The 21,950-nt window shown below is 36.0% G+C and carries 26 protein-coding genes; 7 read left to right on the forward strand and 19 right to left on the reverse strand.

What is annotated here, in order from left to right; genetic code table 11:
• Window positions 1–6: 6 nt before the first annotated feature.
• The 13 genes from ACMHJ2_RS08305 to ACMHJ2_RS08365 all read right to left on the reverse strand — a co-directional run bounded on the left by ACMHJ2_RS08305 (window position 7) and on the right by ACMHJ2_RS08365 (window position 10,308).
• Window positions 7–1,161 carry a hypothetical protein gene (locus ACMHJ2_RS08305; RefSeq protein WP_290297204.1) on the reverse strand — a complete coding sequence of 385 codons (1,155 nt, stop codon included), beginning with the start codon at window positions 1,159–1,161 and terminating at the stop codon, window positions 7–9.
• A 17-nt stretch (window positions 1,162–1,178) separates the two neighbouring features.
• Entirely contained in the window at window positions 1,179–1,397 is a 219-nt protein-coding gene (locus tag ACMHJ2_RS08310) for a PRTRC system protein C (protein WP_290297206.1), read from the reverse strand.
• Window positions 1,398–1,420: 23 nt separating this feature from the next.
• Window positions 1,421–2,023 carry a PRTRC system protein E gene (locus ACMHJ2_RS08315; RefSeq protein ID WP_290297207.1) on the reverse strand — a complete coding sequence of 201 codons (603 nt, stop codon included), beginning with the start codon at window positions 2,021–2,023 and terminating at the stop codon, window positions 1,421–1,423.
• 12 nt (window positions 2,024–2,035) lie between these two features.
• On the reverse strand, window positions 2,036–2,230 hold the full coding sequence (locus ACMHJ2_RS08320; RefSeq protein ID WP_290297210.1) for a hypothetical protein: 195 nt from the start codon (window positions 2,228–2,230) through the stop codon (window positions 2,036–2,038).
• A 10-nt stretch (window positions 2,231–2,240) separates the two neighbouring features.
• Window positions 2,241–2,579: a molybdenum ABC transporter ATP-binding protein gene (locus tag ACMHJ2_RS08325; RefSeq protein WP_290297212.1), complete on the reverse strand. Its 339-nt coding sequence runs from the start codon at window positions 2,577–2,579 to the stop codon at window positions 2,241–2,243.
• Window positions 2,580–2,590: 11 nt separating this feature from the next.
• Window positions 2,591–3,073, reverse strand: a complete 483-nt coding sequence (locus ACMHJ2_RS08330; protein ID WP_290297214.1) for a hypothetical protein — start codon at window positions 3,071–3,073, stop codon at window positions 2,591–2,593.
• A gap of 24 nt (window positions 3,074–3,097) precedes the next feature.
• Window positions 3,098–3,481 carry a hypothetical protein gene (locus ACMHJ2_RS08335; protein WP_290297217.1) on the reverse strand — a complete coding sequence of 128 codons (384 nt, stop codon included), beginning with the start codon at window positions 3,479–3,481 and terminating at the stop codon, window positions 3,098–3,100.
• Window positions 3,482–3,533: 52 nt separating this feature from the next.
• A complete protein-coding gene (locus tag ACMHJ2_RS08340) occupies window positions 3,534–4,607 on the reverse strand; it encodes a DUF932 domain-containing protein (RefSeq protein ID WP_378170108.1) in 1,074 nt (357 codons plus the stop codon).
• Window positions 4,608–4,649: 42 nt separating this feature from the next.
• Window positions 4,650–5,042 (reverse strand): single-stranded DNA-binding protein, encoded by a 393-nt coding sequence (locus tag ACMHJ2_RS08345; RefSeq protein WP_378171020.1) that lies wholly within the window; start codon window positions 5,040–5,042, stop codon window positions 4,650–4,652.
• 598 nt (window positions 5,043–5,640) lie between these two features.
• Window positions 5,641–6,954 (reverse strand): site-specific integrase, encoded by a 1,314-nt coding sequence (locus tag ACMHJ2_RS08350; RefSeq protein ID WP_378170109.1) that lies wholly within the window; start codon window positions 6,952–6,954, stop codon window positions 5,641–5,643.
• A gap of 355 nt (window positions 6,955–7,309) precedes the next feature.
• A complete protein-coding gene (locus ACMHJ2_RS08355) occupies window positions 7,310–7,948 on the reverse strand; it encodes a helix-turn-helix domain-containing protein (protein ID WP_413512529.1) in 639 nt (212 codons plus the stop codon).
• Between the two features lie 915 nt (window positions 7,949–8,863).
• Window positions 8,864–9,568: an SIMPL domain-containing protein gene (locus ACMHJ2_RS08360; RefSeq protein ID WP_413512440.1), complete on the reverse strand. Its 705-nt coding sequence runs from the start codon at window positions 9,566–9,568 to the stop codon at window positions 8,864–8,866.
• Window positions 9,569–9,660: 92 nt separating this feature from the next.
• Window positions 9,661–10,308: a rhomboid family intramembrane serine protease gene (locus tag ACMHJ2_RS08365; RefSeq protein WP_413512441.1), complete on the reverse strand. Its 648-nt coding sequence runs from the start codon at window positions 10,306–10,308 to the stop codon at window positions 9,661–9,663.
• A 104-nt stretch (window positions 10,309–10,412) separates the two neighbouring features.
• On the opposite strand from ACMHJ2_RS08365, the gene ACMHJ2_RS08370 reads away from it, so the two are divergent.
• Together ACMHJ2_RS08370 and ACMHJ2_RS08375 are read left to right on the forward strand one after the other, a co-directional pair.
• Complete coding sequence (locus tag ACMHJ2_RS08370) at window positions 10,413–11,321, forward strand: lysophospholipid acyltransferase family protein (protein ID WP_413512442.1); 909 nt, start codon at window positions 10,413–10,415, stop codon at window positions 11,319–11,321.
• 99 nt (window positions 11,322–11,420) lie between these two features.
• Complete coding sequence (locus ACMHJ2_RS08375) at window positions 11,421–13,199, forward strand: aminopeptidase P family protein (RefSeq protein WP_413512443.1); 1,779 nt, start codon at window positions 11,421–11,423, stop codon at window positions 13,197–13,199.
• Between the two features lie 61 nt (window positions 13,200–13,260).
• Here the strand turns inward: ACMHJ2_RS08375 and ung are convergent, their stop codons facing one another.
• The 4 genes from ung to ACMHJ2_RS08395 form a co-directional block, all read right to left on the reverse strand.
• On the reverse strand, window positions 13,261–13,932 hold the full coding sequence (gene ung, locus ACMHJ2_RS08380) for a uracil-DNA glycosylase (RefSeq protein ID WP_413512444.1): 672 nt from the start codon (window positions 13,930–13,932) through the stop codon (window positions 13,261–13,263).
• A complete protein-coding gene (locus ACMHJ2_RS08385; RefSeq protein WP_413512445.1) occupies window positions 13,932–14,672 on the reverse strand; it encodes a hypothetical protein in 741 nt (246 codons plus the stop codon). Before ACMHJ2_RS08385 ends, ung begins: the two co-directional genes overlap by 1 nt.
• A 184-nt stretch (window positions 14,673–14,856) precedes the next feature.
• Window positions 14,857–15,372 (reverse strand): DUF2892 domain-containing protein, encoded by a 516-nt coding sequence (locus ACMHJ2_RS08390; RefSeq protein ID WP_413512446.1) that lies wholly within the window; start codon window positions 15,370–15,372, stop codon window positions 14,857–14,859.
• Between the two features lie 101 nt (window positions 15,373–15,473).
• Window positions 15,474–16,142, reverse strand: coding sequence for an HAD family hydrolase (locus tag ACMHJ2_RS08395; RefSeq protein WP_413512447.1), 669 nt, complete (start codon window positions 16,140–16,142; stop codon window positions 15,474–15,476).
• A gap of 167 nt (window positions 16,143–16,309) precedes the next feature.
• Between ACMHJ2_RS08395 and ACMHJ2_RS08400 the strand changes: the two genes are divergently transcribed.
• The 5 genes from ACMHJ2_RS08400 (at window position 16,310) to ACMHJ2_RS08420 (ending at window position 20,049) form a co-directional block, all read left to right on the forward strand.
• Window positions 16,310–16,858 carry an RNA polymerase sigma factor gene (locus ACMHJ2_RS08400; RefSeq protein WP_413512448.1) on the forward strand — a complete coding sequence of 183 codons (549 nt, stop codon included), beginning with the start codon at window positions 16,310–16,312 and terminating at the stop codon, window positions 16,856–16,858.
• 45 nt (window positions 16,859–16,903) lie between these two features.
• A complete protein-coding gene (locus tag ACMHJ2_RS08405) occupies window positions 16,904–17,317 on the forward strand; it encodes a hypothetical protein (RefSeq protein WP_413512449.1) in 414 nt (137 codons plus the stop codon).
• Between the two features lie 7 nt (window positions 17,318–17,324).
• Window positions 17,325–17,759 (forward strand): hypothetical protein, encoded by a 435-nt coding sequence (locus tag ACMHJ2_RS08410; RefSeq protein ID WP_413512450.1) that lies wholly within the window; start codon window positions 17,325–17,327, stop codon window positions 17,757–17,759.
• An 83-nt stretch (window positions 17,760–17,842) separates the two neighbouring features.
• Window positions 17,843–19,057, forward strand: coding sequence for an RsmB/NOP family class I SAM-dependent RNA methyltransferase (locus ACMHJ2_RS08415; protein WP_413512451.1), 1,215 nt, complete (start codon window positions 17,843–17,845; stop codon window positions 19,055–19,057).
• A 50-nt stretch (window positions 19,058–19,107) separates the two neighbouring features.
• Window positions 19,108–20,049, forward strand: a complete 942-nt coding sequence (locus tag ACMHJ2_RS08420) for an endonuclease I family protein (RefSeq protein ID WP_413512452.1) — start codon at window positions 19,108–19,110, stop codon at window positions 20,047–20,049.
• Window positions 20,050–20,151: 102 nt separating this feature from the next.
• Here ACMHJ2_RS08420 and ACMHJ2_RS08425 read toward each other — a convergent pair whose 3' ends face one another.
• Together ACMHJ2_RS08425 and ACMHJ2_RS08430 are read right to left on the reverse strand one after the other, a co-directional pair.
• Window positions 20,152–20,823, reverse strand: a complete 672-nt coding sequence (locus tag ACMHJ2_RS08425) for a sterol desaturase family protein (RefSeq protein ID WP_413512453.1) — start codon at window positions 20,821–20,823, stop codon at window positions 20,152–20,154.
• Window positions 20,824–20,859: 36 nt separating this feature from the next.
• Complete coding sequence (locus tag ACMHJ2_RS08430) at window positions 20,860–21,864, reverse strand: 3-oxoacyl-ACP synthase III family protein (protein ID WP_413512454.1); 1,005 nt, start codon at window positions 21,862–21,864, stop codon at window positions 20,860–20,862.
• Window positions 21,865–21,950 lie beyond the last annotated feature (86 nt).

Genomic DNA, 21,950 nt, shown 5'->3' on the forward strand with positions numbered 1-21,950 from the left:
TCTGTTTTAAAAATTGTTTAATATGTAGGTCAGTTCGTCAATCATCGGTAACAGGCGGTTCTCAAATTCCAATGTATTTGCGGTGATGTCGCTTCCGTCAAATCGTTTGATAATCATGGGTTCTTCCATCTGTCCGTATTCCTGCAATTCGTTGTTTACCGATTCGACAAGATTATCCATCAGCCATCCTTTGCCATCGGCACAGAAAGAAATATATTTTTCCATTGATATGATATTTTCCATGTCTTCTTCGTTTGCTTCGCCATTTGGTTTGGCGTTGCGTAATATGCTTTCACTTGGGTACTGCTGATAAATGGCGTAGGCTTCCTGTGCTACTTTCAAGCAATCCTTATCTATGGTATCTTTGGCTTTAAAACGGTCTAAACGCTCTTTAAAATGCTTTAGATTGGCATTGTGATATATCTTCTTTTCCATGCAGTCGCCAATCCATTCGGCTTGTGCAAATTCACCGAGATTGTTTTCTGTATCCTCTCCGTAATCGTCCTCTGTTACCCAATCCTTTTGCATTTCGTACATCCAATATAGGTAACTGCTTTCCTGCCTGTAATACGGAATATCGGCAAGGTGGTACAGGTAACTGCAAACCGATAGAAGCAATTGGGCGGTATGTTTTCGCTTGGGGTCTTTCAGCCAACGATACAGCGGTAATACTGGAATATAGTAAAGCGTTGAACCTGTACTGTATCGTTCTTCGGTTGTGAAAAAGGTTTTCTTGCTATCCTGTACCAGTCTGATTTCTTCCCAATCCTTCACTTTCTGCTTTAGCTGTTCTTCCGCATCTTTTAAAGCCAGTGCAATATTGTAGGGATAACCCAAAGATTGCGTGGGTTTGGGAGTGATACCGTAATGCTCTGCGAGTTGGGAAAGGGAGGTATAAAAATCCCGTTCCATTTTGGCATTGTCCCTGCAAGCCTGTACGGTTTCCGTTTCTTCCAATCTTTGCAGAAAGGAAGTCTTTAGAAAACCATTGGCAACATAGCTTTCGGTACGGACTGCTGTTTGTCCTTTTTGATTTCGTTTGCGTCCTTGGGTCTTTGCATCCAGTTTGCGAACTCGTTTAACTGGCGGTGCAATTGCCGTTGCTTGGTTTCTTGGGGCATTTTGAATGTTCCCGATATGGTATGTCGTTGCATAAGTCATTGTTTTACTGTTTTGGTTTAACCTTTTGTTCCCATAGCACTCTCAAAACGGTACTGTACCGTATCGTCCTTGATTTGTGGTGCTGATACTTTTGCGGTGGTCAATATGGGGTATGTATTGGAATAGAAATTCAATACCGCCTGTACGCTCCATTTTGGTTCGGGGTCGGTCAGCTTGATTTCCTGCCCCTTGTCGTTCACTATAAAAACTCTCTGTAGTTGCGTTGCTAATAACATATTCTTTGATTTTTAGGTTAACACTATTCTTCTTCGTCCGTGTCGTCTATCGGATAATCGTCTGTAACTTCTTCCGCTTGCGGTGCTTCGGGTGTTGCTTCTTCCGTTGCACCGAAAAGGCTCGGTGTAGCGAATTTGTCAGATAGGGAAGTTTTACGTTTGCGTATGGCTTCTGCATATTCGGGAAAATCGGCAAGGTTCGGCACTTTCATCCACGCTTCACGGAATTTGCCGGCTACCTCCAGTTCATCAGCCTTTGCCATTGCTTCTTTGTACTTCTTGTCTTTGGCTTCCTTTTCTTTCTTTTCCTTATCGGATTTTTCCTTTTCCATTGCCGATTGTTTTTTGACTTCCTCCATTTGCTTTAGGAATTTTTCCATATCTACCATTACGCCCGAAATGGTTTGGATAGGCGTAGTTATCTGCTCAAAAAAGCCGTCGTCAAACTCCTGCGGTGTGGCATTAAATGTTAATGGGGGAATTAGGTTTTTGGCATTATCTCCGCATTGCTCGTTGTTGAGTAATACCGTTACAATTAGGTTGCTTTCTATCCCTTTGGAAATGTTCAGTTGCAATACTCCTGTAAAGTCCAACTGCTGTATCTGATTAAAAAAATTGGTATTCATCGTTCTAAAATTTTAATGTGTTGTTACTTGTTCTTTGATTGCTGTCAGTTTCTCATACATATCCGTCCAATAGGCTATTTGCTTTTTGTCGAAGTCGGAAAGACTTTTGTCCCTGTGCCTGTATTCCTTGTAATCTGCCGTTATTTTAATGGCTTCGTCAAGGTCTGTTACTTCAATTAGGCAACCGTTTAAATCTGTGATGTACATTTCTATCCTATTAATTTGTGATTTCTGCGATTTGGTCAATCCTGCCGTAAACAATGGTTCTAAGGCTTGTTTTGTCGGGGGCATTGTATTCGTGCCAACTGTCGTACTGCTTTACCAAATAGGTTTTCAGCACATCTTCAAACCCAAACCGATAACCCTGCAATGGAACGGCTCTTTTGAAAAAGGCATTTCGGTTTACGGCTTCCGCAAGCCAATTTTTCTCGGCTCGGTTCATCTTTTCGCCCTTGTTCAATTTCTCCCTTAGCAGGTATACTTTAGCGTATTGCAGGGATTGCAGTTCGGGTACATCGTGGCGTACAAACTTTGTGGCTATTGTTTCCGTTTTCATTGTACTTGGGTTTAATGTTGATGATTTTCAATTTTCCGTTCCAATAGAGTTTCCAGTATGTCGCAATCACTTTCGTGTTGTTCGCCCTCAAAATGGTAGGTATCGGTTTCTTCTTCAAACTGAAACTTTTCAAAGTCCTCGTATTCCAAATAAATATCCGTGAGTAGCTTGTCAGAATAGTTTGCACTGCCATATACAAGGTTGCCCATTTCCTCATAGTCCTGTGAGAAACTCACGTTATAGTGTTCTGCTATCTTTTTCAGCACTTCGGTATTGGGCGACCATTTTGTTTCGTACTGAAAAATCCCTGTATCTCCCTCGTTCCAATAGATGTTGAAGAAATAACCGCCATTGCTATCCTCTACGAAGTCGGGCAGTTGACCGCATTCTTCTTTTTCCTGTTTTTTAGCCATTGCCTTGAATAGCTGTTGTATCTGTTCGATTGCTTCGGGTTCTCCCTCGAAAACAACCGCATTGCTACACCAATTTGCCATAATCAAATGTTTTAATATTAATAGTTATGCGTGTGATTTATCAGCGGTATAAATACCATTTACATAGTAACCGTGCGACTTTTCCCAAAGGCGTATTAAACCGTCCGTGTCGATATAGAAATACGCTGTACGATTGCAGTAAATAATAAATATGCTATCGTCCTTATGCTTCTTTTCAAGGCTCTTTGTCTTCGCCAGACTTTTCGCTTCCTCGATTGTTTTTGCTTTCATATCCTGCCGTCTTGTATCGTTAAAAATTTCTACTATGTCCACAATGGCACATTCGGGACAACCCTCTGCGGTTGTTATCTGCTGTATCGCTCCCTGCTTTCCGCTTAGTGATACTACTCTGAGCGTTGTTGTGCCTGTATCGTGTTTCAGCGTTGCCTTATATATCCCTATTGTCATTGCTTTGGTTTATAGTAGGCTACCACCGATTAAGGCGGTAGCCTGTGGTTATTTAATTAAGGTTTAGGATTTCCGCACCGTCCAAAGCAAATGCGGTACACAATTCAAATGCTTTCTGTGATTTGATTTGAGCCGTTCCACCCAATACAATGCTCTGTAATTTGGCTTCATCATTCTTGTAATTTCTTACGTTCTGATAGTAACCTGTCACGGCATTGTACGCTCCGAACAATGTGCCTTTGGTGGTGTCCATTTGTTGGGTATCGCTTATCATCGCATAGCTAAACGCATCATCAACGGTGTTTTTGAACACGGTGGAGATTTCATCCTCTGCACCTTTTTTGATAAGGTCAAGCGTTTCTTTGTTCGGGCAAAGTGCCAACTGTATTAGCTTTCTTACCTCTCGGTCTGATACCTTTACTTTTGCCCACTCGTTGAAAATGCCCTCTAACTGATTGCTCAATGTGTTAGCCAATCCCAAAATCTTGTGGGCATTCTCGATACGCTGTTTCGCTCCCGAAGTATGTTTTATACGGACTACATTGGTCATGCTGCGTAGTGAGGCATTCAGCGTGTTTTGGCATACAATCCTAATGGGCGTAAATGCGGCTGTGATACTTCCGCTACCATCGTGCGAAGTGGTCAGGAAAATGTACTTTTCGGTCACGTCATCGCCATTGCCTACACGGATATAGTCGGGCAGTTTGGCTGTGATAAAAATGCGTTCTCCGTTGCCCAATGCTCCTGCGGTTTCGTACAGAATACCCTCGCCACCGCCTACGATAGCATCAAAGAAATTAAAGGCTTCTCTATTTTGAACGATATGGTAATCTTTACCGACTACGCCCAATACTGCATTGTTATCGGTGCGTATGTTGGCGAAATAGTTGGGTACTTCCAATTCGCTACTGCCTATCTCAATACCGCTCGAAGTTTCGATAATGCCCGATCCTTTGGTAAACAGTGGGGATTTAACTACCTCGTAATCTAACCCTGCGTGTTGGATAGCTTCCTCACTTGTCGGGTATTGCTCCACGATTTGCCCCAAACCGTGCCACGCTTTTTGTTGTACGCTAAAAAATGAATAACGTCCTGTTCTCTCGTTGAAATTGATATTATGTGCCATAATGCTAAATTTTGATGTTAAAAAATTGAATGAATAGTTGTTTTAGAATGGGAGGTCGTCCTCTGTTTCCTGTGCTGTAGCTTTGTTGTTTTCGGCTTGTGCAGTAGCTTGTACTGTTTCCGTTTTTCTGCTACCTCCGTGCAGTTTGATGTTAGAGGTATGGAAATTTAATCCTGCTCTCGGTTCTCCGTCATTCCCAGTCCAAGCTCTCGTGCTTACCCTGCCAGATAGTTCTACCAAAGTCCCTTTTTTGAGTAGCCTTGCTACGTTTGGCGTTATCCAATAGGAGCAGTCGAAATAGGTTGTCTGCTCAATGCGTTCGCCCTGCTTGTTACGGTAGCTGTCGTTTGTCGCTACTGAAAAGTTTACTACCTGTTTTTCCTGTGACGTTGTGCGTACTTCCGCATCTCTTGTCAATCTACCTGTGATGTTCATAATTTTCGATTTTACGTTGTTAAATTCCTGTTTGATTTTTTTGATTTGATTTATTCGGCAATGAGAGGAGGTGCTTGTTTTCGTTTCACTTTTTCCATTTCCAATGCTGATAATTTTCAATTCTGACATTTTTTTTATTCGTGTAAAGAGCCGGAGTATGCTTTGTATCGTTTCACGAGCATAAAAGGTTAGTGTTTAGCAGCAGCAAGGTTTTGCCAAAAAAATACTACCCTTGGGTGGAGATTATTTTGCAAACCCGGAGGGCATGACCTTGCTGTTGCGTTAAGAACACGATCATACCTTTGCTCTTGAAATGGGACAAAAACAGCATACCGGTTCTTGGATAAAAACTATGTGGAAGGTGGTGAAAATGGCATTGGGGAAATGGCCCGATGTGGTCAGAAAGCATGCAGCCATCGAGGCTGAATTTTAAAAGCACTTTTAAGTGCCCTGTTTTCCCTCAGGGTGGCCGCCGTTGGCCACGTAATGGAGATTGCTAAATGCTAAAAAGATGTTTGTAGTATGTTTTTTGGGCTCTCAGGTATGGGCATAAAAAAAGCAGGATCGTTAAATCCTGCTTTGATGTAAACACTAAAAATTATAAGGTGACAAGTTCAAATTCCTTTTCATCGGTAACAACTCCACCTGTAATAATATTTTCTTGCTGCATATTTACAAAAGCACTTTCTAGAGCCGCAAACTTTGGCGATACCAAGTCCATATCCTTACTTATTTTTTGACTGGTTATTTTCGCATATATCTGGGTGGTCGAAATATTCTTGTGTCCCATCATTTTACTAAGGCTTTCAAGGGGTACACCTTCCGTCAGGAACATTGTGGCGAAAGTATGCCTTGCCGTGTGAAAGGTCACCTTATTTTCAGTAATAATCTCCGCTTCGCCAATCAGTTTTTTAACGTGGTTGTTACAGGTTGCATTTGCTGGAACGGGAAATATAAATTCATTACGTGTGGTTCCCTGATATTTTTCTATCAGCAGTTTTGGAATTTCCATTAACCTGACGTTGGAAGCAACATCCGATTTCTTTCTCCTGCTTATGATCCATTGGTGACCGTCAAAGAATGACTGGATATTGCCTGATCTCAGCTTTTTAATATCAATGTATGAAAGCCCTGTGAAGCAACTGAAAATAAACAGGTCTTTTACAAGTTCGAACTTTGGGTCTGAAGTTTTTAGAAACATCAACTTTTCAACTCCCTCTTTGAGAAGATAGCTACGATCTGTTTCTTCCATGCTTATTTCATAATCCTCAAAAGGATTTTGACGTATCAGTCCTTTTTTGATGGCAAGGTCGGCAAGGGCAATAACCGGCATGGTATAAACCCAAACAGTATTGTGGGTGCAATCCTGGTCGATGCGTAGGAAGAAGTCAAACTCTCTGATAAAATCTGCTGTTAATTCCCTAAAGGCCATATCATCCCTATGATAACGTTCCCTGATAAATATGCTAAGGTGGCTGTAAACAGTCTTGTACTTGTTATAGGTGTTCTGCGAACGTTTGCCTTTGCTAACCATTTTTTCAAAATCTGTATTCTGTTCCCTAAACACTTTAAGGATGGCATCGTCCATAACACCTACGCCGAGAAACGAAAGCTTAACTTTCTGTGAAGTTGCAAAACCTTCGTCTTTCAACATATCATCATAAATCTTATTGATACGTACTCGGATTTTATCCAATTTCTGGTTGGTGCTTAATGCCTGGTTGCTCTTGCCCAATACACGCCCATGTTTCAAATCCCAGCTATTGGGATCAATTTCCAGTTTGGCACCAAATGTTTTAGGGGTTCCGTCAATGGTAATCCTACCCATAATAGGGACATTACCGTTTTTCTTTGGTTCGTTTTTCTTCAAGTAAAATAATAGCTTGAAGGTAGATCTTTTCACTGTTTCCATAACTCAATTGTTTAATGTTTAAAATTAACTATCAATGAGTTACAAGGAAATATGAAAAATAATGCAAATTGCTGAATTATAACTATTTACACCAATCATTGCCAAGCTAAACAGGTAATGATTTAGTAACCTAACCATGTCATTTTAAGCCCAAAACCTACCGTACACCGACCTCCAACTTTAGACTACAATTTTAAAAACCGCTGTATAGTAACGGTTTTAACCGCTTTGCCTATTTTTGCTTTTTATTAATCTTTTTTTAATAAAAAAAGAAGATAAGAGGTTATCTTATCTTCTTAAAACAATTTAAAAATGTAATAAATAGCTGAATATTAATTCAGTAAGTAAAGTAGCACTAATATTCTGATACGTTTTTAATATTAGGTAAAAATGCGCCACGAATACAAAACACTTCTCTAATATCACTTGATTTAACCAATAGACTATCAAAAGCAGGGTTGTCGCTAATTAGAAGTAATTCCCCCTCTGTTGTATAACGCTTAAAACGATAACATAAAATACCTTTGCCTTCCACTACTAATAAATAAATATGCCAGGGTTTAATCTCTGCCAACTCAATTTTCTTTGTTAAAACATACGAACTAATTCGAATGGTAGGATTCATATTCTCAACGCCAATTTGAAAAGCCATATCAATTTCTTCTTCTGTTGGAAAAACACAAGAAGGAGATGTTCCATAACATTTCTCAGGGTTTAGAAAATATTCAATGTGATGATCCACCGATATCATCTTTACCCTTCTTTTTTCCAAATCAACATTTAGAACCGAATTGGGATGTGCTAAAAACAAATCATTTAAATCAATCTTATGTTTCTTACATATTTCAATGATTTTATCATAGCGCAGTGTTTCTCGAACCTTCCATGACGACAATGTATTTGGTTTTATTCCTAATAATTTTGCCAACTCCAGGTCATTCTTGTACCCCAGCAGTTGCTTCAATCTTTTAATTACTTCATTTGCTTGTAACATAACTTTTTCTTTTCCGTGTATAAACTCTTTTTCTATTCCCGAATCACCAATTACCTTGCCATTATATTCGCAATATTTGCACACAACGCCAAAACATATAAATAATTGTTATAACAAAACATAAGTATCTGTAAAACAACCAAATAAAATTCAGCCGTTTAACAACTACTTAACAAAAAAAATTGATTATTGACTAAACAATTAGCTCAACAACAATTAAAATCTCTAAAAAGGTGAAAAAAGTGAATCTTAATTGCTTTACAAATTGCGTATAAAGACACTTTATTATCTTTTCACACTACATTTTGTAAATATCAAAATGCTTACAATTAAATTGAACAAAATCAATCTTCTAAAAAGAATAAGAATGACTTTTCCCCTAAGGGTTTTCATTAATTCATAGCAAATGAACTAAATTCAAATATAAACAATTATTATTTTAAACAAATTATATATGAGTTTTTTACACAAAAAACCTTTTATTTATAAAAATAAAGCATTAATTAAACATAAATTATTAAAAACTATTTAAAATAATAATTTAGGGTATTTATAAAAATTCTCATTAATTGATGTAAATAATAAATATAATCTCATAATGCGTTTTTATGTTTTTTAAACAAGCATTTGGTGAATAAATTCACTATTAGTCATAAAAGAGCGATTTTAAACTATTTGAAAAAAAAACAATTTCGAAAATCGAATAAAAAATACTTTTAATAACTAAATTCATTAAAAGGAGAGCAACAAGAAGGAAATTTACCTTAAAACCCAAAAAAAATAAATTTTCCATTCAATTTATTTTTTATTATCCACAACTCCCTGAAACAAAGCAAGTAGGAGAGCAAATAGGCGCAAAAAAAAAGCATCATACGTTGTATCGCATGATGCTTATATAAGGGAGTGATAATCGGTTTATTTCAATTCAAAACTCACTGATACCGATGTATTTACTTCAATTTCTCCAACTGAAAGTGTTTGATCAGAAGATTCTGTATCAGCTAGACCTGCTGTTTTTAAAGCATACATGGGTCTAAATATAGGTTGAGCTCCACCCCCACCATCAGTTACAATCAATACTTTCCCTATACTCTGCCCCAAAGCCTCTGCAAAATCTTTTGCCTTTTTCTGGGCTTCTTGAATAGCTAATTTTCGAGCTTCAGACTGGTACATAGCTAATTGAGAAGACTTATATTCTACTCCATCAATTCGATTTACTCCTTTCGCCATAACACCTGCAATGACGCTCTCATATTTTGCTAAATCTTCTAAAGTAAGGGTAATAGTTTGACTTGCCTGATAGTAGTCTTTCTTATCAGTATAATCTTTAAATGGATAAAAACTAACGCGTTGGGTCTGAATATTTTTTTCTGGTATTTTTGCCTCTTTCAAAAATTTTAAAACACTCGTCACCACAACATCATTGGCTTTTTTAACTTCCTCTGCTGTTTTACCTTTATTTTCGATACCTAATCGAATAATAGCTTGATCTGGTACAGCGTTTACTTTTCCTTCTCCTTGTACTTGAATCTGAGGAACATGAGTTGCTATTGTACCTTGTGCATAACTTGAAACGCTCATCGCTACAAGTGCACTTCCTATTAAAATAGTCTTTTTCATATTTTATCTTTTTTCTTAATCAATACAGACAAATATATTCCATTCACTAATACTAAAAGAAAACCATCTAAAATATAATAAAATTTTAACTATTAAATTTTATTATTCTTGGCCAAAAGCAAAAGCAAAACGATGGGAATCAACAACAAACCAATTAAAAATAATTGTTGTTCAAAAAGCTGTGGATAGCGAATTAACGTTAAAACTAGACCGCCTATTGCGCCCCCAAAATGAGCAGCATGGCCAATATTGCCAAGGTTCTTTCGCATCCCATACAAGCTATAAAGCAAATAGCCTATAGCAAAGATATAGCCCTTAATGCCAATGGGGATAAAAAACAAATACAGTTTCAAATCGGGATAAAGTAAAATAGAGGCATATACAATGCCAGTTACCCCTCCCGATGCCCCTACCGCATAGTATTGCTGCTGTTTACTATACAATTGGTACGTTAAAACATTGCCTATGACAATACTCAACAAATAAATCAAAATGAAATAAAAACTCCCACTGATTGCCACAACAATACCGGCAAACATATAGAGCGTAAACATATTAAAAGCAAAATGCATCCAATCAACATGCAAAAAACCAGAAGTAATTAAACGATGTATTTCTCCTTTTCGAATGCGGTCTAAGTCAAAATTATATTTTGAAAAAAAAGCATAATCACTTAATCCTTTATAAGTTACAAGTCCTGACAAAACAAGTATCATTAAAATAACAGGTGCTATATCCATATTCTTTACGCGGTATAAACTTCAATAAATGAAATTTCTGTTTTTATTTACAGGCTAAAAATAGTCTAAATCCAGTATCTTTGCTAGTAAATTAAACCTAAATAATGAAGTTATTAGTTTATTATATCGCCTATCCTCTTTTATGGCTTATTTCTAAAGTACCTTTTTCAATCTTTTACTTTATATCGGATTGCTTTTTTGTGCTTCTCTATTATGTGGTGCGATACAGACGTAAAACGGTAACAGAAAATATAAAATTAGCCATGCCTCATTTATCGGATCAAGAGGTAAAAAAAGTGGTTAAACAGTTCTATAAACACCTCTGTGATATTTTCTTAGAAATGATAAAAACCTTTACTATTTCTGAAGAAGAACTCAAAAAACGCTTTCAATTTACCAACCTAGAAACCATTTTAGCTGTAGAAAAACAAGAAAAAAGTGTCTTGTTATTTTGTGCGCACTATGCCAATTGGGAATGGCTGATTATTTTGGATAAATTCATTAGTTTTCAAGGATATGCCGTTTATAAAAAATTGGGGAATCCCCATTTCAATGACTTATTTCTAAAAATAAGAACGCGATTTAATACGCGTTTGGTTGAAATGAAAGAGACCATACGTGTGATTCGCCAAAATGAAGTCAACAAAAATCATGGAATTTATGCCTTTATCAGCGATCAATCGCCTATGATTGGCGATGCCAATTACTGGCAAAACTTCATGGGCATTGAGGTACCAGTCTTTACTGGTGGAGAAGCCTTGTGTAAAAAATTTAATATGGAACCCATGTTTCTCAAAGTGGACTACGTGAAAAGAGGCCACTATCAAGCTACTTTTGTTCCCCTTTTAAAAGAAGGTGAAAAGGTCAAAGAAGTACCCAATTACGAATTGACTAATCGCTTTTTACAAGAAGTTGAAAAACAAATTAACCAGGCACCTGCCTATTATTTTTGGACGCATAAACGCTGGAAACACCAAGGTAAAAAACCAGTAAATATCAAGTCTTTTCAATAAAAAAAGCTTTGCGAACCTTGTATTTATTTTAGTAATAACGCGCTAATTTACTAGCTATAAAAATTGCATTTCGTACCTTTAACTGAAATTACACATATTATGACACATATAGAAAAGCTTCATGCGATACGTTCTTTAATGAAAGAACAAAATATAGATGCCTATATTATTCCTTCATCGGACCCTCATATTAGTGAATACTTACCCGAATATTACAAGTGTATTGCTTGGACTTCAGGATTTACAGGATCTGCTGGAACGTTGGTTATCACACAAAAATTTGCAGGTCTATGGACAGACTCTCGCTATTTTGTTCAAGCCAATGATCAATTAGCAAATTCTGGATTTGAATTAGTAAAACTAAAAGTGCAACATATGCCTGAATATGTAAATTGGATCGCAGATCAATTTACCACAGGAGGAGTTATTGCATTTGATGGAAATTTAGCTTCAATTGCTGTTGCTACCGCTATTCAATCCACTTTATCGCCTATTGGATTTAAAATTAATGGGCATGTTGATTTATTATCTCCCAACTGGAATAATAGACCTGCACTACCAACAGAAAGCGCTTATACTCTTCCCGTTTCTATTACAGGAAAAAGTACTGCAGATAAATTAACACTCGTACGTGAACAACTCAAACAAAAAAGAGTTACTTGTCATTTAATATCTTCACTTGATGATATTGCTTGGTTATTGAATATTAGAGGTACTGATGTTCCTTGTAATCCAGTTACTTTAAGCTTTGTTTATATTGATGCACATCAGGTAACTTTATTTATTGATAGAGCAAAACTAGATACAGCAACAGTACAAGAATTAAATGGATTTGGAATTACGCTTGCTGCCTACACGAGCTTACCGCAAGCTATTGCAGCTATTCCCACAGGAAGCACTATTTTATTAGATCCTAAACGCACGTGTTTTGCAACCTATGACAGCATGCCTAAAACAGTGTCGATTAAGGAAGATATGAACCCTTCTACGCTGTTGAAATCAATAAAGAATGAGGTTGAGATTGCCCACGAAAGACAAGCGATGATCAATGATGGAGTGGCTATGACTAAATTCTTCAAATGGATTGAAGAAAATGTGGCTACCGGAACACTTACTGAACTAAATATTGCAGATCATCTACTTGGTTTGCGCGCCGCTCAACCTGGTTTTAAAGACATTAGTTTTAACACGATTGCGGGTTATAAAGATCACGGTGCTTTACCTCATTATTCAGCAGATGAAAAAAGTAGCTATGACATAAAAACGGAAGGTCTACTATTGGTTGATTCAGGAGGACAATATGAAACAGGTACAACAGATATCACCCGTGTTGTTGCTTTAGGCACCCCTACTCAAGAAGAAAAAGACGACTATACGATTGTTTTAAGAGGTACAATTGAAGGCTCAATGGCTATTTATACCAAAGGAACTCGTGGGTATCAAATTGATGCCATAACAAGAAGACCTATTTGGGCTACCTTAAGAAATTATGGACATGGCACAGGGCACGGCGTTGGATTTTTCTTAAATGTACATGAAGGACCTCATATATTTAATCCGACACCTACTGATATTGCAATTGAAAAAGGAATGATTACTTCTATCGAACCTGGTTTATATAGAGAAGGAAAACACGGTATTCGAATTGAAAACTTAGTATTAGCGAAAGACTTGGATTCGAATCAATTTGGTGATTTTATGGACTTTGAGACCTTAACTATCTGTTATATCGCTACGAATTTAGTAGATAAAAAATGGTTAGAACAAACGCATATTGATTGGTTAAACCAATACAACGAATGGGTCTATACCAGCTTAAGAGATTTAATATCTACGGATGAAGCGCTTTGGTTAAGAGAGAAAACAAAAGCTATTTAAATATAATAACAAAAAAAACCGCCTTAAAGGCGGTTTTTTTTATGCTATCCCTTACTTAGACTTAGATTTGCCAATCAATTGGTTTTTGATTTTGGCTAACTAAATATGTATTAATTTTTGAGAATGGTTTACTTCCATAAAATCCTCTATAAACGGATAAAGGAGAAGGATGCGCAGTTTCAATCACGAAGTGCTTGTCTTTATCAATCATCTTGCCTTTCTTTTGTGCGTAACTCCCCCATAATACAAAGACAATGTGTTCCCGCTCTGTGGCTACTCTTTCAATTACCTTATCTGTAAAGGTCTCCCAACCTTTTTTTTGGTGAGAACCTGCCTTAGAGGCTTCAACAGTCAAAGTTGCATTGAGTAAGAGAACCCCTTGTTTGGCCCAACTAGATAAATCTCCATTATGAATATTCTTGATGCCTAAATCTGTTTCTAACTCTTTAAAAATATTTTTTAAACTCGGTGGAAATTTCACACCTTGACGAACTGAAAAAGCCAACCCATTGGCTTGAAATTCTCCATGGTAAGGGTCTTGCCCTAAAATGACAACTTTAATTTTAGAAAAATCAATGCATTCAAAAGCAGCAAAAACTTGATTTTCTGGAGGATAAATCGTTTTTTTTTGCCTTTCATCTGCTACAAATACTTCTAAATCTTTAAAATAAGGTTCCTCAAACTCTGCTTTCAATACCTCATTCCAACTTTTATTTTGTATGGTAAAACTCATTAGTCGATATAAACGGTTCTTCGATAAGAGACAACTTGTGTGGCATCTCTAGCTTCTATTAATATTTGATTGTATTCATTTAATCCTTTCTTAGGCTTTACAATTTGCTGACGAACGACCCAAAAAAATTCTTTTTTATCTGAGTCAAATTCAAAAGACACAAAATCTACAGGCTCAAATTTTGTTTCTGTTTTTTTGGCAATCTTTAAAACTTCACACAAGTTAAGTGAATAATCTAACGCCAATTTCTCCCCTGTTTCAGGCAATAGTAACGGAGAAATAATTTGTTGATAGTCATTTAAAGCAATTCCCACACAATAACTTATGCCTTCTGCTGGTTCAAAATCATAATAAAAAAAATATTTGGTCAAACATTGACTCATATCAACCCTCGGATACCTAGACTCAAATTTACGAATACTATCATAAGCACTAATGCTAACTCCTTTAAATTTTAATTTACTCACCATATCCGCACCAACTTTAGTAACAAGAAGGTCTTCTAAATTCTTTTTTACTGTAGAAAACCCTTCAGGTGCTAATTCAATCGGTCTATTATTGTAGTAGTATCCTGTAGATGATTTTTCTGCATTAACAAAATAATTGTAAGTAGGACAAGCATCTATAAATAAATCACTTTGATAACCTCCTCCTATTTTTACTTTCTTTTCATCTAAACATTGTGCATGAATCTTGATAATACTTAAAAAAAGTAAAAAGACCGATAGATATAGCTTCATAGTTTTAATGTTTTATTAAGAAATCAAAAATATAAAACTTTTCAAATATTCCTCTCAATCTTGGCTTTAATTTCTCCTTTTATGAATTTTATTTTCAAAAAAGAAAATGCAATTCAAGTGATTGTATTGTCCAATAAAAAAGCCGCATGAGTTTTTCATGCGGCTTTCTTTATACTTTTTGCGTTTACAAACGCTTCATTTGCTCTTTCATCATTTTAATCTGATCCTTCAGCATGCCTTGTTTATCCAATTTTTGTGCTTCTCCTAACAACTTCGTCGCTTCTAATTTTCTGCGTTTAGTCATCGAGATTCCCGCCAATTGCAATTTAGCCATTGCCAAATCTTGATCCATATTCAACCCTAATTCGATGGCTTTTTTCATGTACTTTTCAGAAGCATTCAAATTAGTTTGAGAAGTCATAATCCCCATCAAGTAATTATAATATCCATTTTGCTTTCTTACTAAAGCTGTTTCAGGGTTTTTAATTCGCTTCAGCCATTTTTCTGCTCCTTCAAAATCTTGTTTTCTCAATTTTAAAAAAGACAATAGAATAAACTCATTTTTGAAATACAAGAGTATTATAAGTCCCATTAAAAACAATAAGAAAATTCCATTTCCAATATTTCCTTCTGAAAATTGCCAAACAGCCGTTGCTAATATAAGTGCTGCGATACCTAATTTAATATATCTATGAAACATATGCTATAATTAACTTCATTAAGAATGCAAAATTAAAAAAATAAGCGTAGTATAAAAATTATTCCGAATAAACCTCTCACCTATTTCTTTTCTTTTGTATTCTATTTGGATTGAAACAATTGCAATAAATGAGTTGGATCTAATGTTGTGAACGACTCAATAACGAAATCCGCCGTGCTATAGTCTTGTTTCTTAGAATTTTGACTTTTATAGCCCAGTACTTTAATACCCGCTGCATTGGCTGCTTTTATGCCATTTGTACTATCTTCTATTACTAAACAATGTTCTTTTGCACTAATTTTGGCTAAGGATGCTGCTTGATTAAAGATAGCGGGGTCAGGTTTAGATTGAGGAAAATCTTCTCCACTGACGATATGAGAAAAATAGGGAAATAATTCAAATCGATTAAAAACGCGTTGAATGGTACTCTTAGAAGCAGATGACCCTAAAATCAATTCAATATCTTGACGATGCAATTCTACAATTAAGTTCCGCACACCTTCTATGAGTTCCAAATCCGGTTTGGTATCAAAAGATTCATTAAATAAAGTGCGTTTACGCAGTACCAAATCCTCAACCTCCTCTTTGATATGAAATAATTCCTTTACTTTTTGATAGGTATTTTTTGTTGAAAATCCCGTAAAAGAGGTATACACCTTTTCAGAAACCGCAATACCTAATTCATCAAAATGCGCGTAATAAGCATACCGATGAACGGGTTCTGTATCAACAATTACCCCATCCATATCAAAAATAACCGTGCGTAACATATTTTTTATTTTTCTACAAAGGTAAGAGGATTTTATTCATCTAGTAGTAAACCACCTACAATATCAAGCGCAGTCAACAAAATAAACTAGCTGTTTTTGGTTTTGCCTCCCCGCTTTTTAGTATTTTTACATTTACGCCTTACCAAAAATAAAAAAACACTATCGCCTTGTCAGCATCTGAAGAAGAATTATTCGTGCAACAACTGCAAAATGCAACTACAAAAGATAGAGCATTTCACCAGCTTGTAGCGCAAAACAAAACGAAGTTGTATTATCACATTCGTTCGCTTGTTTTGTATCACGAAGATGCAGATGATATTTTGCAAGAAACTTTTATCAAAGCCTATGAGAATATAGCATCCTTTAAAGGAAATAGCAAACTTTCTTCTTGGCTGTACCGCATTGCGACGAACCAATCTTTAGACTTTTTAAAACAAAAAAGTAAAATACAACAAATAACCCTTGATGAATACAAACAACAGGGCATCGAGCAATTAGAAGCTGATTCTTTTTTTAATGGGGATGAAGCAATCGTGTTATTGCATAAAGCCCTTGACACCTTACCTGAAAAGCAACAACTCGTATTCAAAATGCGCTATTTTCAAGAACTAGATTACAAGCAAATTTCATCTATTCTAGATACTTCCATTGGTGCATTGAAAGCCTCGTATCACCATGCAGTAAAAAAAGTAGAACATTTTTTAAAAGAAGATTAAACCTTTGAACTAAAATTCAGTCTAACTAATAGAAGTACATACAAAATGATAACGAATCACAATTCTAAGCACAAAAGAAAAGACGGCTTTGAAGTTCCAGAAGGGTACTTTGAATCCTTTGATGCGCGTTTTTTTAAACGCTTAGATGGCAATGTAAAACAAACCAAACGCATCGTTCTATTCACGCCAAGGAAAAAAATTATTTCTATTGCAGCGGCTGTAGCGCTATTTATTGGTTTGGGGCTATTTTTTAAAACACAAACCACCTCATCCCTAAGCAATGAGGCTTTGGAAAACTACTTCGAATACAACCCTTCTTATACTCTGTCCAATGAATTTATACAAACCTTGGATGAAAGCGACCTTCAAGAACTTGAACAAACCATTCATGTCAATCAAAAGGACATCAATGAATATGTTCAAACTAATATCGATCTTGATTATTACTTAAACTACTAATTATATTATGAAAAGATTTCTATTGCTGTTTATCATATTAAGCTTTTCGACACACAGCCAGGCTCAACACCCCTCGTCCGATCAAATTAAATCATTAAAAGTAGCCCACTTATCTTCTGTTTTGAATTTGAGCAGTGATGAAGCTGAAAAATTTTGGCCTATTTACAACGTGTATGACAATAAGCTATTCAAATTGAGACATTCAGATATTATGAAATACCTAAAATCGAATGAAACTCAAGACATTGAAGGACTTACTGAAAAGCAAGCAACTGAAAAGATGCAAGCTTTACTTACCTTCGAAGATGATTATTGTTCGCTTAGAAATCAATTCATTCTCGATTGCAAGAAAATCCTTTCCAACAAACAGATTCTCTTATTAAAAAAAGCAGAAGATGATTTTAATAGAAAGCTACTTAAAAAATATAAAGACAAAAAATAAGCTATTTAATAAAAAATAGCAAAATCTACTCCACCTAGCCTACAAAAGACCTATATTTGTAGGCTATTTTATTTATTTATATAATGAGATTACACAGAAACTTAGTTTTTACCGTTATTGACTCTATCTTATTAATTTTCAACGAAGGAGAATACGCAGACAAAGTAGTTGCGAAAGCATTGAAAAAAGACAAACGCTGGGGAAGTGCCGATCGCAAATTCGTTGCTGAAACGATTTACGAAATTGTGCGTTGGAAAAGGCTGTATACCGAAATTGCAGAAGTAAAAGAACCTTTTACCCGAGATGATGCATGGCGTGTTTTCACCGTTTGGGCCGTATTAAGAGGGTATCAATTACCGGATTGGAAGTATTTTGAAAATACTCCACTTCGCAGAATCAAAGGTAAATTTGATGAACTAAGTAAAATTAGAAAATTCAAAGAAGCTATCCCAGATTGGATGGATGAACTTGGAATACAAGAACTTGGCGAAGAACTTTGGTCTAAAGAAATAGCGGCTCAAAATCAACAAGCACAAGTTATTTTACGTGTTAATAGACTCAAAACTACACGCAAAAAACTTCATGCTATTTTAATGGATTTAGACATTGAAACAAGTATACCTGAAGACTATCCAGATGCTTTAATTCTCAAAGAAAGAGCTAATGTGTTTTTAACGGATGCCTTCAAAGAGGGATTATTCGAAGTACAGGATGCTTCTTCTCAATTAGTAGCTCCTTTCTTAGGTATCCAACCTGGAATGCGCGTCGTTGATACGTGTGCAGGTGCAGGCGGAAAAACATTGCACATGGCTTCTTTAATGGAAAATAAAGGGCAGATTATTGCGATGGATATTTATGAAAGCAAGCAAAGACAATTAAAAATTAGAGCTAAAAGAAATAGTGCTTTTAATATTGAATACCGCATCATTGAAGGAACAAAAACCATCAAGAAACTACACGAAAAAGCAGATCGTGTATTGATTGATGCCCCTTGTAGCGGTTTGGGAGTAATCAAGAGAAATCCAGATACAAAATGGAAATTACAACCTGAATTTATTGAAGAAATAAAACTAGTTCAACAACAAATTCTACAAGATTATTCTAAAATTGTCAAAGTAGGTGGAAATGTTGTTTATGCAACTTGTTCGATTTTACCTTCTGAAAATGAAAAGCAAATTGAAAAATTCTTGGCTTCTGAACAAGGACAAAACTTTAAATTCATCAAAGATCATAAAGTATTGGCACACCAAACCGGTTTTGATGGTTTTTATATGGCTCTATTAGAAAGAATTAAATAAATCGATATAACTCATATCTGATACTGAGTTATAGCAAATAGACTAATCAAATGAAAAAAGAATTTGTATTTGTATTTTTAACTTCTCTGCTTCTATTAACTGGATGTACGAACGAAAAAGCAATTTCATACCTTGATGTTGATGATAAAGTAGAAGTTCCAAAACCGGATCCAGAGAAACCAGATCCTGAAAAACCAGATCCTGAAAAACCGGATCCAGAGAAACCGGATCCAGAGGCACCGTATAAAATACCAAGTGCTATTGCTTCTTACTATAGCAGCATTGACTTTTCAAAAGATAGTCAAACGGTACATACGGCTTTAACGAAGTTAACGAAAGAAAAACATACACATAGACTCTCTTATAACGATTTGTGGGAAGTATTACAAGCTACTGATTTGACACCTGCTGGAAATGAAGTTTATTTACTCTATGGACAAAAAGGGATACTCACAGGACAAACAGCCTATACCAGAGGGAAAAACACATATGGTGGACGCAATGGGGAATGGAATAGAGAACATACTTATGCTCGTTCTTTAGGTACGCCAAATTTAGAGCAATCAGGTACAGGTGCTAATGAAGATGCACATCATATCCGACCTGCTGATGTACAGTGGAATGCCGCAAGAGGAAATAAGAAATTTGCTCAAGGTTCTGGCGCTTCTGGAAATGTTAGTGGTGGATGGTATCCTGGAGATGAATGGAAAGGCGATGTAGCACGTATGATGATGTATATGTATATCAGATATCAAGAACAATGTTTACCTTCTAATGTTGCTGTGGGAGAAAGAAATGCAAAAGATGTTCGCATGATTAATCTGCTTTTGCAGTGGAATGCAGAAGATCCTGTTTCACCTCTTGAAATACAGCGAAATGAATATTTAGGTAAAGCAGCCATTCAAGGAAATAGAAATCCTTTTATTGATAATCCCTATCTAGCAACCCAACTTTGGGGAGGTGCTGCTGCTGAAAACAAATGGAGTAAATAATATATCCTATAAATTTTCAATAGAAAATACAAGCTATAAAAAAAGCAGGAGCGAATTTTTCACTCCTGCTTTTTTGTATCGTGCAAACGGATAAACATAAAATCACTTCTTCTTTTTTTCAAACATCAACTCTTTGATTTTTTCTTTATCTTCTTTCTCTTTAGTCAAATCGAACATTGTTCCAAAAATTCGATCCCAAATCGTATTACTTACACCAAAACCCAATGCTTCATCCTTGTAATGATGCAAATGATGATTGCTCCAAAGCGGTTTCATAAATTTAAAAGGTGGAGCAAAAGCATGGATTGCATAATGCATTGAAGCATAAAGCAAATACCCCATCATAAACCCAGGATAGAAACTAAAAGTAAATTTACCCAAAAGCAAATAATGCAAAGCAAAAAGGAGAGCTGCTAAAATAATACTGGGAACAGGTGGCATGAACAAACGTTGCCTATCCCTTGGATAATGATGATGGTTACCATGCATAATATAAGCTACTCGCTGTAAACTTGGCTTTTCACTTAGAAGATGAAATAAATAGCGATGAGCCAAATATTCAAAAAACGTCCAGAACAACACGCCACCTAAAAAAAGTAAAATGAGGCTCTGAACGGATAAATTATAGGTGGTATATCCCAAATAGATAAGATAGGTTAACACGGGAATATACATCCCCCAAATAATTGCAGGATGCCCTTTTGTCAACATTTCTAAATAGGGATTCTCAAATAGTTTTGCTTGTCCTTTGTTATTTATTTTATTAAATTTCATATATCTTAACTACTTTTCTAGCTAATATATAAAAATTTACCACTTTAACACAACACTTCCCCAGGTAAAACCACTTCCAAAAGCGGCTAATACCACTACATCTCCTGCTTTAATTTTACCTTGTTCCCATGCTTCTGTTAAAGCAATTGGCACAGAGGCAGCAGTTGTATTCCCATATTTTTGAATGTTATTGTGCACCTGATTATCAGACAAACCGAACTTCTGTTGTATAAACTGAGAAATTCTCAAATTGGCCTGGTGCGGAATCAACATATCAATATCTGAAACTTGCAATTGATTCGCCTCTAATCCCTCCATAATCACTTCACTAAAGCGAACTACTGCATTTTTAAATACAAATTGTCCATTCATATGAGGCATATAGCTCAAATCATCCGGATCATTGTCTTTCAAAATATCAGAAACCCATCTTCCTCCCATACCTGGCGCAAGTAAAGCTAGTTCTTCAGCATGTTCTCCTTGGGAGTGGATATGTGTAGATAAAATTCCCGTTTCATCCTCAGAGCGCTTTAAAATTGCTGCTCCTGCTCCATCTCCAAAAATAACAGACACTGATCTTCCTCTAGTAGTCATATCTAATCCAGCAGAATGCACCTCTGAACCGACAACCAAAACCGTTTTATACATCCCTGTTTTTATGTATTGATCCGCAATAGACAAGGCATAAATAAAACCAGAACACTGCGCTCTAATATCTAAAGCAGCTACAGTAGCTAAACCTAATTCCTTTTGTAATAAAACGCCTGGACCAGGAAAATAGTAATCTGGACTTAAAGTAGCGAATACAACAAAATCAATGTCTTTAGCTTCCACTCCAGCTCTTTCCATTGCTATTTTAGCGGCTTTTACTCCCATTCCCGAAGTAGTATCTTCGGCTAAAACTTTATGTCTACGTTCATGTATTCCCGTTCTTTCAACAATCCATTCACTATTCGTATCCATTACTTTCGATAAATCATCATTAGTTACTACGTTATCTGGCACATAATAACCTAGACCTGAAATCTTTGATCTAAACATATTCATCTGATTTAATTTGTTGAAGCAAAGGTAGGTTTTTTGTGTATTTTAAAAAACATCTACTACAAAAACGATTTATTTTATAA

The sequence above is a fragment of the Myroides odoratus genome, assembly GCF_965118575.1.
GTDB lineage: Bacteria > Bacteroidota > Bacteroidia > Flavobacteriales > Flavobacteriaceae > Flavobacterium > Flavobacterium odoratum_B.